At 71.8% G+C, this 12,059-nt stretch carries 8 protein-coding genes and 3 tRNA genes; 6 read left to right on the plus strand and 5 right to left on the minus strand.

The window, feature by feature from the left end; genetic code table 11:
* Nucleotides 1-72 precede the first annotated feature (72 nt).
* The 3 genes from ACZ7JA_RS06985 (at nt 73) to ACZ7JA_RS06995 (ending at nt 4,658) form a co-directional block, all read left to right on the plus strand.
* Complete coding sequence (locus ACZ7JA_RS06985; protein ID WP_470807543.1) at nt 73-1,338, plus strand: NAD(P)/FAD-dependent oxidoreductase; 1,266 nt, start codon at nt 73-75, stop codon at nt 1,336-1,338.
* 47 nt (nt 1,339-1,385) lie between these two features.
* The gene (dnaG, locus tag ACZ7JA_RS06990; protein ID WP_351659677.1) at nt 1,386-3,293 is read left to right on the plus strand and encodes a DNA primase; all 1,908 of its coding nucleotides are present in this window, start codon (nt 1,386-1,388) and stop codon (nt 3,291-3,293) included.
* A gap of 132 nt (nt 3,294-3,425) precedes the next feature.
* Nucleotides 3,426-4,658, plus strand: a complete 1,233-nt coding sequence (locus ACZ7JA_RS06995; RefSeq protein ID WP_404025469.1) for an RNA polymerase sigma factor — start codon at nt 3,426-3,428, stop codon at nt 4,656-4,658.
* Between the two features lie 38 nt (nt 4,659-4,696).
* Here the strand turns inward: ACZ7JA_RS06995 and ACZ7JA_RS07000 are convergent, their stop codons facing one another.
* The 4 genes from ACZ7JA_RS07000 to ACZ7JA_RS07015 all read right to left on the minus strand — a co-directional run bounded on the left by ACZ7JA_RS07000 (nt 4,697) and on the right by ACZ7JA_RS07015 (nt 10,313).
* Nucleotides 4,697-6,625 carry an ABC transporter ATP-binding protein gene (locus ACZ7JA_RS07000; RefSeq protein ID WP_351659680.1) on the minus strand — a complete coding sequence of 643 codons (1,929 nt, stop codon included), beginning with the start codon at nt 6,623-6,625 and terminating at the stop codon, nt 4,697-4,699.
* Nucleotides 6,625-8,358 (minus strand): ABC transporter ATP-binding protein, encoded by a 1,734-nt coding sequence (locus tag ACZ7JA_RS07005; RefSeq protein ID WP_351659683.1) that lies wholly within the window; start codon nt 8,356-8,358, stop codon nt 6,625-6,627. The genes ACZ7JA_RS07000 and ACZ7JA_RS07005 overlap by 1 nt, the downstream gene beginning before the upstream one ends.
* A gap of 130 nt (nt 8,359-8,488) precedes the next feature.
* Entirely contained in the window at nt 8,489-9,943 is a 1,455-nt protein-coding gene (locus ACZ7JA_RS07010) for an FGGY family carbohydrate kinase (RefSeq protein ID WP_470807545.1), read from the minus strand.
* A 64-nt stretch (nt 9,944-10,007) separates the two neighbouring features.
* Nucleotides 10,008-10,313, minus strand: a complete 306-nt coding sequence (locus ACZ7JA_RS07015; RefSeq protein WP_351659688.1) for a YtxH domain-containing protein — start codon at nt 10,311-10,313, stop codon at nt 10,008-10,010.
* A 160-nt stretch (nt 10,314-10,473) separates the two neighbouring features.
* Between ACZ7JA_RS07015 and ACZ7JA_RS07020 the strand changes: the two genes are divergently transcribed.
* The 3 genes from ACZ7JA_RS07020 to ACZ7JA_RS07030 all read left to right on the plus strand — a co-directional run bounded on the left by ACZ7JA_RS07020 (nt 10,474) and on the right by ACZ7JA_RS07030 (nt 10,875).
* Nucleotides 10,474-10,546: transfer RNA gene (locus ACZ7JA_RS07020), tRNA-Asn, on the plus strand.
* A 6-nt stretch (nt 10,547-10,552) separates the two neighbouring features.
* Nucleotides 10,553-10,625, plus strand: a tRNA-Asn gene (locus ACZ7JA_RS07025).
* 176 nt (nt 10,626-10,801) lie between these two features.
* A tRNA-Ile gene (locus ACZ7JA_RS07030) sits at nt 10,802-10,875 on the plus strand.
* 375 nt (nt 10,876-11,250) lie between these two features.
* Here ACZ7JA_RS07030 and ACZ7JA_RS07035 read toward each other — a convergent pair.
* The gene (locus tag ACZ7JA_RS07035) at nt 11,251-11,946 is read right to left on the minus strand and encodes an ANTAR domain-containing response regulator (RefSeq protein ID WP_470807546.1); all 696 of its coding nucleotides are present in this window, start codon (nt 11,944-11,946) and stop codon (nt 11,251-11,253) included.
* Between the last annotated feature and the right edge of the window lie 113 nt (nt 11,947-12,059).

The raw sequence follows: 12,059 nt of genomic DNA on the forward strand, positions 1-12,059 counted from the left end.
CACTCCCTCTTCCCGCAGCACGCCCGGTGCGGGACGCTCGCATGTGGCGGCACCCTTACGAGGAGGCATCAAGTGGTCGACGCGGATCAGACATTCGTCATCGTCGGAGGCGGCCTCGCCGGCGCGAAGGCGGCCGAGACGCTCCGTGCGGAGGGCTTCACCGGCCGGGTGATACTGATCTGCGACGAGCGCGACCACCCCTACGAGCGTCCCCCGCTGTCCAAGGGCTACCTGCTGGGCAAGGAGGAGCGGGACAGCGTCTTCGTGCACGAGCCCGCCTGGTACGCGCGCAACGACGTCGAGCTGCACCTCGGCCAGACCGTGGACCGGATCGACCGCGCCGCCAGGACCCTGCGCTTCGGCGACGACGGCACCCTCGTCCACTACGACAAGCTGCTGCTCGCCACCGGCGCTGAACCCCGCCGCCTCGACATCCCCGGCACCGACCTGGCGGGCGTGCACCACCTGCGCCGCCTCGCGCACGCCGAGCGGCTCAAGGGCGTCCTGGCCGCGCTCGGCCGGGACAACGGCCACCTGGTGATCGCCGGCGGCGGCTGGATCGGCCTGGAGGTCGCGGCGGCCGCCCGCGAGTACGGCGCCGAGGTCACCGTGATCGAGCCCTCGCCGACCCCGCTGCACGGCGTCCTCGGACCCGAGCTGGGCAACGTCTTCGCGGAGCTGCACCGCGCCCACGGCGTCCGCTTCCGCTTCGGGGTGCGGCTGACCGAGATCGCCGGCCAGGACGGCGTCGTCCTCGCCGCCCGCACCGACGACGGCGAGGAGCACCCCGCCCACGCGGTGCTCGCGGCGATCGGCGCGGCCCCGCGCACCGCCCTGGCCGAGGCGGCGGGCCTTGAGCTGGCCGGTCGGGAGCACGGGGGCGGGATCGTCGTGGACGAACGGCTGCGCACGTCCGACCCGGACATCCACGCGGCCGGCGACGTCGCCTCCTTCCCGCACGCCCTGTTCGACACCCGGCTCCGCGTCGAGCACTGGGCCAACGCCCTGAACGGCGGCCCGGCCGCCGCCCGCGCGATGCTCGGCCAAGACGTCACCTACGACCGCGTGCCCTACTTCTTCACCGACCAGTACGACCTGGGCATGGAGTACAGCGGCTGGGCGCCGCCCGGGTCGTACGACGAGGTGGTCATCCGGGGCGACGCGGGCCGGCGCGAGTTCATCGCGTTCTGGGTCCGCGAGGGCCGGGTCCTCGCCGGGATGAACGTGAACGTGTGGGATGTCACAGAGCCCATCCAGAACCTCATCCGTTCCCGGGCCCGGGTGGACACGGAGGCGCTCGCCGACCCCCACGTACCGCTGGACCGCCTCGGCTCCTGATCTCCGCGGCCACCGGGACTGTCGTACGAGCCCCGTAGAATCGCATCGTGGCAGGACGGATCAACGACGAGGACGTGAAGGCGGTACGGGACGCGGTCCCGATCGACGCCGTGGTCTCCGAGTACCTCCAGCTGCGCAACGCCGGTGGCGGCAACCTCAAGGGGCTCTGCCCCTTCCACGACGAGAAGTCGCCGTCCTTCCAGGTCAGCCCGAGCAAGGGACTCTTCCACTGCTTCGGCTGCCAGGAGGGCGGCGACACCATCACCTTCGTCATGAAGGTGGACCACCTCTCCTTCTCGGAGGCGGTGGAGCGGCTCGCCGCCCAGGCCGGCATCACGCTGCGCTACGAGGAGGGCGGGTACAACCCCGCCCACCAGCGCGGCGAACGCATCCGCCTGGTCGAGGCGCACAAGGTCGCCGCCCAGTGGTACGCCGAGCAGCTCGCCACCGGCGCCGAGGCCGAGACCGGCCGGGTCTTCCTCGCCGAGCGCGGCTTCGACCAGGCCGCCGCCGTCCACTTCGGCGTCGGCTACAGCCCCCAGGGCTGGGACCACCTCACCCGCTACCTGCGCGGCAAGGGCTTCACGGACAAGGAGCTGATCCTCTCCGGGCTGTCGCAGGAGGGCCGGCGCGGTCCCATCGACCGCTTCCGGGGCCGGCTGATGTGGCCGATCCGCGACATCGGCGGCGAGGTCGTCGGCTTCGGCGCCCGCAAGCTCTACGAGGCGGACAACGGGCCGAAGTACCTGAACACGCCCGACACGGCGATCTACAAGAAGTCCCAGGTCCTGTACGGCATCGACCTGGCCAAGCAGCACATCGCCAAGACCAGCCGGGCCGTCGTCGTCGAGGGCTACACCGACGTCATGGCCTGCCACCTGGCCGGGGTCACCACCGCCATCGCCACCTGCGGCACGGCCTTCGGCGGCGACCACATCAAGATCCTCCGCCGCCTCCTCATGGACAACGGCTCCGCCCGGGTGATCTTCACCTTCGACGGCGACGCGGCCGGCCAGAAGGCGGCCCTGCGCGCCTTCGAGGACGACCAGAAGTTCGCCGCCGAGACCTACATCGCCATCGCGCCCGACGGCATGGACCCCTGCGAGCTGCGCCTGGCCAAGGGCGACGACGCGGTCGCCGACCTGGCCGAACCGCGCACCCCGCTCTTCGAGTTCGCGCTTCGCCAGATCGTCGCCCGCTACGACCTGGACACCCCGGCCGGCCGCGCCGCCGCCCTGGACGAGGCCGCCCCGATCGTCGCCCGCATCAAGAACAGCGGCGCCCAGCACGAGGTCGCCGTCCAACTCGCCGGCATGCTCGGCATCCTCGACACCCAGTTCGTGGTCAAGCGGGTCGCCCAGCTCGCCCGCTGGGCCCGCGAGCGCGGCAAGGGAGGGCCCCAGCAGCAGTCTCGCGGCCCGCAGCAGCAGTGGGAGACCGGGCCCCGCCCCGCGGCCCCCTCCGGCCCGGCCCTCACTCTGCGCAACCCCGTCTACGCCGCCGAGCGCGAACTGCTCAAGCTCGCCCTCCAGCGCCCCGACCTGGTGTCCCCGGCCTTCGACGCGTACGGCGAGGACGAGTTCACCGCCCCGCCCTACGCCGCCGTGCGCCGGACCATCGCGGAGGCGGGCGGCGCCGAGTACGGCGTCGAGGACGGCCAGGAGTACCTGGTCCGGGTGCGCGACGCCGCGCCCGACGACACCGCCCGCGCCATGGTCACCGAACTGGCCGTCGAGCCGATCCTGCGCCGCACGGTCGACGAGACGTACGCCGGCACGGTGCTGGTGCAGATCCGCCGCCGTGCCGTGGAGCGCCGCATCCGCGACATCCAGTCCCAGCTCACCCGCCTGTCCTCCGGCGGCGACCCGGCCCAACTGGCCGCCGTGCAGAACGAGATGTGGGTCCTGCAGCAGTACGACCAGGCGCTGCGCGAACGGGGCGCGTCCGCCCTGTGACGGGCCGGGCCCTGCCGCCCCGGAAGCGGTCCGGACCATGATCGCGTCGCGGATCGGATAACCACCGCGTCACGGACCGGACGCAAAAAGTCACCGCACGACTCTCGTGGCGGCGATGTGTCTTACCCCACACTGGGGTGCGGTGCCCGGGCCCCCGGTGCCCGCCCAGGCAGTTTCCGGTGCCTGCCCCAGGAGGTCGCCCCCGTGCAGACCCAGACCCTCACCCACACCGACAGCAGCGCCGGCGCCGCGGCCGACGGGCCCGGCGCGGAGTCCGGAGTCCTCGTGGCCGTCCCCCCGCAGAGCCGCGCCCTCGGCCACCCCGAGGCGGACCAGGAGCAGACCGGTGAACCGGCGGAGCCACCCGCCGAGGCGCTGACGGAGGAGCCGGAGGAGGCCGCCGAGCCCGCCGAGCCCGCGGGACCCGCGGTCGCCGCGCGGGCCGAGACCGGCGGCCCGTCCGCCGACCTGTTCCGCCAGTACCTGCGGGAGATCGGCCGCATCCCGCTGCTCACCGCCGCCGAGGAGGTCGACCTCGCCCGCAAGGTGGAGGCCGGTCTGTTCGCCGAGGAGAAGCTGAGCAGCACCCCCGACCTGGACAGCCGGCTCGCGCACGACCTGGACCGGCTGGTCGTCATGGGCCGGATGGCCAAGCGCCGGCTGATCGAGGCCAACCTGCGGCTCGTGGTGTCGGTGGCGAAGCGGTACGTCGGCCGCGGCCTGACCATGCTCGACCTGGTGCAGGAGGGCAACCTCGGGCTCATCCGGGCCGTGGAGAAGTTCGACTACGCCCGCGGCTACAAGTTCTCCACCTACGCCACCTGGTGGATCCGCCAGGCCATGTCCCGCGCCCTGGCCGACCAGGCCCGCACCATCCGGGTGCCCGTGCACGTGGTGGAACTGATCAACCGGGTCGTCCGCGTCCAGCGCCGCATGCTGCAGGAACGGGGCTACGAGCCCGCGCCCGAGGAGGTCGCCGGCCAGCTCGACCTGCCGCCCGAGCGGGTCCGCGAGGTGCTGCGGCTCGCCCAGGAACCGGTGTCCCTGCACGCCCCGGTCGGCGAGGAGGACGAGGTGGCCCTCGGCGACCTCATCGAGGACGGCGACGCCGCGAGCCCCGTGGAGTCGGCCGCGTTCCTGCTGCTCCGGGAGCACCTGGAGGCCGTGCTCTCCACCCTCGGCGAGCGCGAGCGCAAGGTCGTCCAGCTCCGCTACGGACTCGCCGACGGCCGCCCCCGCACCCTGGAGGAGATCGGGCGCCTGTTCGGCGTGACCCGGGAGCGGATACGGCAGATCGAGTCCAAGACCCTCAACAAGCTCCGCGACCACACGTTCGCGGACCAGTTGCGGGGCTACCTGGACTGACCGGGGCCGCCCACGGCGTGGACGGCCCCGGCCGCGGATCAGTCCACCTCGGCCACGGCCTGCGCGAACTGCGCCTGGTACAGCCGGGCGTACGCCCCGCCGGCCGCCAGCAGCTCCGCGTGCGCGCCCTGTTCGACGATGGAGCCGTTCTCCATCACCAGGATGGTGTCCGCGTCCCGGATCGTCGACAGCCGGTGCGCGATGACGAACGACGTCCGCCCGTGCGCGAGTTTGGCCATCGCCTTCTGGATCAGCACCTCGGTACGGGTGTCCACGGAGCTCGTGGCCTCGTCCAGCACCAGGATCACCGGGTCGGACAGGAACGCCCGCGCGATGGTGATGAGCTGCTTCTCACCGGCGCTGACCCCGGAACCCTCGTCGTCGATCACGGTGTCGTAGCCGTCGGGCAGGGTGCGGATGAACCGGTCCGCGTGCGCCGCGCGGGCCGCCTCCTCGATCTCGCCCCGGGTCACGTCGCGGGCGGCGCCGTAGGCGATGTTCTCCGCGATGGTGCCGCCGAACAGCCAGGTGTCCTGGAGCACCATGCCGATCCCGGACCGCAGTTCGTCCCGGGACATCCGCCGCACGTCCACCCCGTCCAGCGTGATGCGCCCGCCGGAGACGTCGTAGAACCGCATCAGCAGGTTCACCAGCGTGGTCTTGCCCGCGCCGGTCGGGCCGACGATGGCCACCGTCTGCCCCGGCTCCACCGTCAGCGAGAGGTCCTCGATCAGCGGCTTCTCCGGGTCGTACCGGAACGACACGTGATCCAGGCACACCCGTCCGCGCAGTTCCTCGGGCCGCACGCCCGGCACCGGGTCCGCCTCCTGCTCCTCCGCGTCCAGGAGTTCGAAGACCCGCTCCGCCGAGGCGACACCCGACTGCACCAGGTTCGCCATCGACGCGACCTGCGTCAGCGGCATCGAGAACTGCCGCGAGTACTGGATGAACGCCTGCACGTCACCGATGGACAGCGCGCCCGACGCGACCCTGAGGCCACCGACGACCGCCACCAGCACGTAGTTCAGGTTCGACACGAACATCATCAGCGGCTGCATGACGCCGCTGTTGAACTGGGCCCGGAACGCGGCCTCGTACAGCGCCTCGTTCTGCTCGGCGAACTGCTGCGCCGACTCCTCCTGCCGGCCGAACACCTTCACCAGGGTGTGCCCGGTGTACATCTCCTCGACGTGCGCGTTCAGTTTGCCGGTGCTGCGCCACTGCTGCACGAAGTGCGGCTGCGACCGCTTGCCGACCCGGGTGGCGACCACGAACGACAGCGGCACCGTCACCAGCGCGACCAGCGCCAGCAGCCAGGAGACGTAGAACATCATCACCAGCACGCCGATGATGGTCAGCACCGCGTTGATGAGCTGGCCCATCGACTGCTGCAGCGTCTGCCCGATGTTGTCGATGTCGTTGGTGGCCCGGGAGAGCACCTCACCGCGCTGGCGCTTGTCGAAGTACGACAGCGGCAGCCGCGACAGCTTCCCCTGCACGGACTCGCGCAGCCGGTACATGGTGCGGTTCACCGCCCGGTTGACCAGCCGGGTGGCGACCGCCATCAGCAGACCGGCGACCAGGAAGGTGCCGAGCGCGAGCAGCAGCACCTGCCCGACGGCGCCGAAGTCGATGCCCTGGCCGGGCGTGAAGTCGGTGCCCTTGAGCATGTCGGCGATCTGGCCCTGGCCGCGCTCGCGCATCGACTGGAGCACCTGCTCCTTGGTGGCCCCGGCCGGCATCCGCCGGCCGACGATGCCGGCGAAGACCAGGTCGGTGGCCTTGCCGAGGATCTTCGGGCCGAGCACGCTCAGGGTCACGCTGACGACCACGCACAGCAGCAGGGCGCAGATGGTGACCCGTTCGGGTCTGAACCGGGCGACGAGCCGCTTGCCCGTGCCCTTGAAGTCCATCGAGCGCTGGTCGGGGCCGCCCCCGGCCATCATGCGTCCCATGGGCCCGGCCATCAGGCGGCCTCCGCTTCCGTCAGCTGGGAGAGCACGATCTCCCGGTAGGTCTCGTTCGCCGCCATCAGTTCGTGGTGCCGGCCGGTGCCGACCACCCGTCCCTCGTCCAGCACGATGATCCGGTCCGCGTCCCGGATGGTGGCCACCCGCTGCGCGACGATGACGACGGTCGCGTCGGCGGTCTCGCGGCCGAGCGCGGAGCGCAGCGCCGCGTCGGTGGCGTAGTCCAGCGCCGAGAAGGAGTCGTCGAAGAGGTAGATCTCCGGGCGCTGCACCAGCGTGCGGGCGATGGCGAGCCGCTGCCGCTGACCGCCCGAGACGTTGGTGCCGCCTTGCGCGATCGGCGCGTCGAGCCCGCCCTCCAGCTTGCTGACGAAGTCCTTGGCCTGCGCCACCTCCAGCGCCTGCCACAGCTCCTCGTCGGTGGCCTCCGGATTGCCGTAGCGCAGGTTGGTCGCGACCGTCCCGGCGAACAGGTACGGCTTCTGCGGCACGAGCCCGACGGTCCGGGCGAGCAGCTCCGGGTCGACCTCGCGGACGTCCACGCCGTCCACCAGCACCTGGCCCTCGGTGGCGTCGAACAGCCGCGGGACCAGGCCGAGCAGCGTCGACTTCCCACTGCCGGTCGAGCCGATCACGGCGGTCGTCTCGCCCGGCCGGGCCACCACGTCGACGGCCTTCAGCACCGGCTCCTCGGCACCCGGATAGCGGAAGCCCGCGCCCCGGATCTCCAGGTGCCCGTGCCGGCGCAGCTCGGTCACCGCTGCGACCGGCGGCACCACGCTGGAGTCGGTCCCCAGGACCTCCTCGATGCGCTCGGCGCACACCTCGGCGCGCGGCACCATCATGAACATGAAGGTGGCCATCATCACGGACATGACGATCTGCATCAGATAGGCGAGGAACGCGGTCAGGTCGCCGATCGCCATCCCGCCGCTGTCGATGCGGTGGGCGCCGAACCAGACCACCGCGATGGACGAGACGTTCACCACCGTCATGACGATCGGGAACATGAGGGCGAGCATCCGGCCGGTGGCGAGCTGCATCTCGGTCAGGTCCCCGTTGGCCTTCCCGAACCGGCCCTGCTCGTACTCGTCCCGGACGAAGGCGCGGATCACCCGGTTGCCGGTGATCTGCTCGCGCAGCACCCGGTTCACCGTGTCCAGCCGCGTCTGCATGGAACGGAACAGCGGCCGCAGCCGGCGCACGATCAGCGTCACGGAGATGCCGAGCACCGGCACGACCGCCACGAGCACCGCGGACAGCGGCACGTCGAGACCGAGAGCGAGCACGATCCCGCCGACGCACATGATGGGCGCCGACACCATCAGGGTGAACGACATCAGGGCCAGCATCTGGACCTGCTGTACGTCGTTCGTCGTACGGGTGATGAGCGAGGGCGCCCCGAAGTGACCCACCTCACGGGCGGAGAACGACTGGACCCGGTCGAAGACCGCACCGCGCACGTCCCGGCCGAGCGCGGAGGCGGTCCGGGCGCCGAAGTACACCGCGCCGATGTTGCACACGACCTGCACCAGCGAGACGCCGATCATCAGGGCGCCGAAGGACAGGATGTAGTCCGTGTCGCCCTTCACGACACCGTTGTCGATGATGTCGGCGTTGAGCGTGGGCAGGTAGAGGGTGGCGCAGGTCTGCAGGAACTGCAGCAGCACCAGGAACGCTATGGGTTTTCTATAGGGCCTGAGATAGGTCCGCAGAAGTCGTATGAGCACGCTACGTCTCTCGGAGTCGGCGACAGGGGCTGGTCGATGCGCCCTTCGCCCCTATCGTCGGGCACTCCACCCGTGTTACCTCAACCGATTAAGCCATCGGCGTGCTCCCGGCACCCGGAGGCCCGGGCCGTCACGAGCGGAACGCTCCGGGGTGGGTCTGCTCCCGGACCGACACGAACTGCTGCCGCACCGCCTGCCCCACGGCCAGTTCCTCGCCCGGCTCCAGCACCTGCGCGGCCGCGCCGTGCCAGGCCGGCGGGGTGCGCGGGTCGAGCGCCCCCTGCGACACGCCGAGCGCCCAGGCGGCCTGCCGGGCCGCGCCGATCGCCGCGTAGTCGGCGGGCTGCGGCACGACGACCTGCGCGCCGAACAGCGACGGCGCCGCGGCCTGCACGGCGGGCAGTTCGGCGGCCGCGCCGAGCAGGAAGACCCGCCGCACCTCGACACCCCGTCCGCGCAGCACGTCCAGCGCGTCGGCGAGCCCGCACAGCATGCCCTCGAACGAGGCCCGCGCCAGGTGCTCGGCCTTCATCGACTCGCGCCGCAGTCCGGCCAGCGTGCCCGCGGTGTGCGGGAGCTGCGGCGTCCGCTCGCCCTCCAGGTACGGCAGCAGCACCAGCCCGTGCGACCCGGGCGTCGACTTCATCGCCAGGTCGGACAGGCTCTCCAGATCGGGCAGGCCGAGCAGTTCGGCGGTGCCGCGCAGGGTGCGCACCGCGTTCAGGGTGGTCACCACCGGCAGGTGCATGCCGGTGGCGTCGGCGAGGGAGGTGATCATCCCGGACTGGTCGGCGAGGGCCTCCGGGTGGACGGCCATCACGGACCCGGACGCACCGAGGGAGACGACCGCGTCCCCGAGCCCGATGCCGAGCCCGAAGGCCGCGGCCATGGTCTCCCCGGTCCCGGCGGAGATCAGCAGCCCCTCCGGGGTGGTGCCGGCCGCGTCCGAGGGGCCGATCACCTCGGGCAGCATCGCCTGGTGGCCCAGGGACAGCTCGACCAGGTCGGGCCGGTAGCCGCCGGTGGCCGCCGACCAGTACCCGGTGCCGGAGGCCCCGCCGCGGTCGGTGGTGCGCCGCACGGGCCGTCCGAGAAGCTGCCAGACCAGCCAGTCGTGGGCCTGCAGCAGCACCGCGGTGCGCTGCGCGTTCTCGGGTTCGTTCTTGGCGAGCCAGCGCAGCTTGGTCACCGGCTGCGCCGCCTGCGGCACGGACCCCACGGCCTGGGCCCAGGCCTCCCGGCCGCCCAGCGCGTCCACCAGGTCGGCCGCCGCGACCTGGGCCCGCTTGTCCCCGCCGACCAGAGCCGGCCGCACGGTGTTGCCCTGCGCGTCCAGCGGGACCAGCGCGTTCTGCTGGGTCGAGACCCCGATGGCCTGGACGCCCTCCAGCAGCCCGCCGCCCGCGGCCTCGCCCAGGGACAGCAGCCAGGCCTGCGGGTCGACGTCACTGGGGCGCCCGCCGCCGTCCGGCGTGTCGACCGGATGCGGGGCGTACCCCTGCCTCAGCACGGCCCCGGTGTCCGTGTCGCAGACCACGATGCGCGTGAAATCGGGTGAGCTGTCCAAGCCGGCGACTATCCCCATGGCGAAAATTCTGCCGCATCGCGGGGCTTGCTTCGGCCGCGGGAGGAGGGGCGCCGCGAGAGTGTCACGTGTTGCTCGTGCCCCAGTCGTCCTCGGGGGCGCCGTTCACGTTGCGTTCGCGCAGGGAACGCACGCGCTGGGCCACCGACGCGGGGACCCGGTCGCCCACCTTGTCGCTGACCGTGTGGAACGCCTTGCCCGCGTACTGGCGGCCCTGCTGGGCGGCCGTCTCCGCGGTGTTCCGCACGGCGGGGTTCTCCGCGAGCCGGCGAGCCGATTTCTTCAGCTGCTCGTAGCGCTCGCGTCCGGCCCTCGTGCCCAGCACGTAACCGAGGGCCACTCCGGCGAGGAACGTAAGCCGGTAGCGCATGGCTGCCACCCTTCCCTTTGTCTGAGGTCTCTGGTGCGGCGTCGGCGCCGGGGAGAACCGATTGGCGGAGCACCCCCCTGCTTGCGCTAATGTATGTGTCGCAGCGAGCGCGCGCCCCCTGGCGAATACCCAGGTAGGTGCGTTCGATGCAACGAGGCGATCCTCCGTAGCTCAATTGGCAGAGCAGCCGGCTGTTAACCGGCAGGTTACTGGTTCGAGTCCAGTCGGGGGAGCTTCGGTCCTCCGTAGCTCAATTGGCAGAGCAGCCGGCTGTTAACCGGCAGGTTACTGGTTCGAGTCCAGTCGGGGGAGCGCGTTGAACGAGGACCCTCCGGGGTCCTTTTTCATGTCCCTGGGAACCGCCGCCGACCTGGTGAAGTCCTCAAGGTCAGGAAGCAGCGCGGAAGCCGACCATCCGAAGCAGGAGATCGTATGAGCGGCTATGCTGCGGCAGACGGCGCGCACACTTGTACGCGACACGCCGCTATGGGGCGGTAGCTCAGCCGGTTAGAGCAGCGGACTCATAATCCGTCGGCCGTGGGTTCGAGTCCCACCCGCCCCACTCAGCACTACTCCCGCAGAAACGTCTCGCCATCCGGCGCCCGGCCGAGCGTGCCGACGATCAGCGCAACGGGCCGCCGTCCGGTCGGCCGCGGCAGGCCGGACGAATCGTTCGGATTCGTCAAGCGGTTCGGCCAACAGCCCTCGAACGGTCACGACTTGCCGTGATTTTGGCTTGGACATGCCCTGCGCTGGGCACGGACCTCCTACCGGAAGCCGCCGCGCGGGCGGCGCCGGCAGGAGGAGGGCGTCATGGACCGTCGTATCCGGGTACGTGTCATTCGCCGGCCCGCCGCCCCGCGCGGGCAGGAGATCGACCGCAGGACGCCCTCCGGGCGCATCCTCCCGTACTGACCGCCGCCGGCCGTCCCCGCCGTCACCGGCCGCCGGGGGACGGCGGCACATGGCGGGCCACCGCCGCCCGCAGCGCGGCACGCAGGGCCCCGGACGGCGGCGGGCTGCCGGGCGCCGTGCTCACGATGAGCGCCCCCGCCACCTCGCGCAGCTTGGTGTTGGTGCGCTGGGACGCCTCCCGCAGGACGTGCCAGGCCTGTTCGGGGGTGCAGGAGTGAGCGGCCATCAGGATGCCGCGCGCCTGGTCGATCACCGGGCGGGAGTCGATCGCGTGCCGAAGCTGCGCTATCTCGGCCCGCAGCGAACCCAGTTGCTCGGCCCGTTCACGGGCCACCGCGGAGGCGTTGCGCACGGGTGAACCGGCGAACGGGGCGGCGGGCAGCGGGTCGGTGTCGTCCAGGCCCACCAGTTCCAGCACCCGGCGCGGCTGGCCCCGCCAACCGGTGACCGCGACCGGCACGCCGCGCCGGCGCCCGTACTCGCCGAGCACGTCCAGGCACTCCAGTCCCGAGGTGTCCATGAAGGTCACCTCGCTCATGTCCACTTCGACCCGGCCGACGTCCGGCGGGAGGGCGGCCAGGGCTCTGGCCACCGTGTCCGCGGCGCCGCGCACCACCTCTCCACGCGCCTGGAGTAAAGCCCGGTCACGCACCGTCCGACCCTCGACGACCAGCGCGTCAAGGCGTCCGGTGTAGGGGTCTCGTGCCGCTGAGGTCATGTCTCCGCCCTGCTCCGGTCCTCTTGGCTCGTATATCCCCGCCTGCCCTCGCCGCCCGGGCCCCACACCCCCGCGCGGTGGCGCCGGGGCGCATACTGGGGCCCGTGATCCCA

Source organism: Streptomyces sp. NPDC038135 (assembly GCF_055601245.1).

What these genes read in the sequence shown, in the direction of transcription:
- ACZ7JA_RS07000 (WP_351659680.1), bottom strand. Translation starts at nt 6,625, where the DNA reads ATGGCCGGGCCCATGGGACGCATGATGGCCGGGGGCGGCCCCGACCAG.
- ACZ7JA_RS07010 (WP_470807545.1), bottom strand. Translation starts at nt 9,943, where the DNA reads ATGGGGATAGTCGCCGGCTTGGACAGCTCACCCGATTTCACGCGCATC.
- ACZ7JA_RS07015 (WP_351659688.1), bottom strand. Translation starts at nt 10,313, where the DNA reads ATGCGCTACCGGCTTACGTTCCTCGCCGGAGTGGCCCTCGGTTACGTG.
- ACZ7JA_RS07035 (WP_470807546.1), bottom strand. Translation starts at nt 11,946, where the DNA reads ATGACCTCAGCGGCACGAGACCCCTACACCGGACGCCTTGACGCGCTG.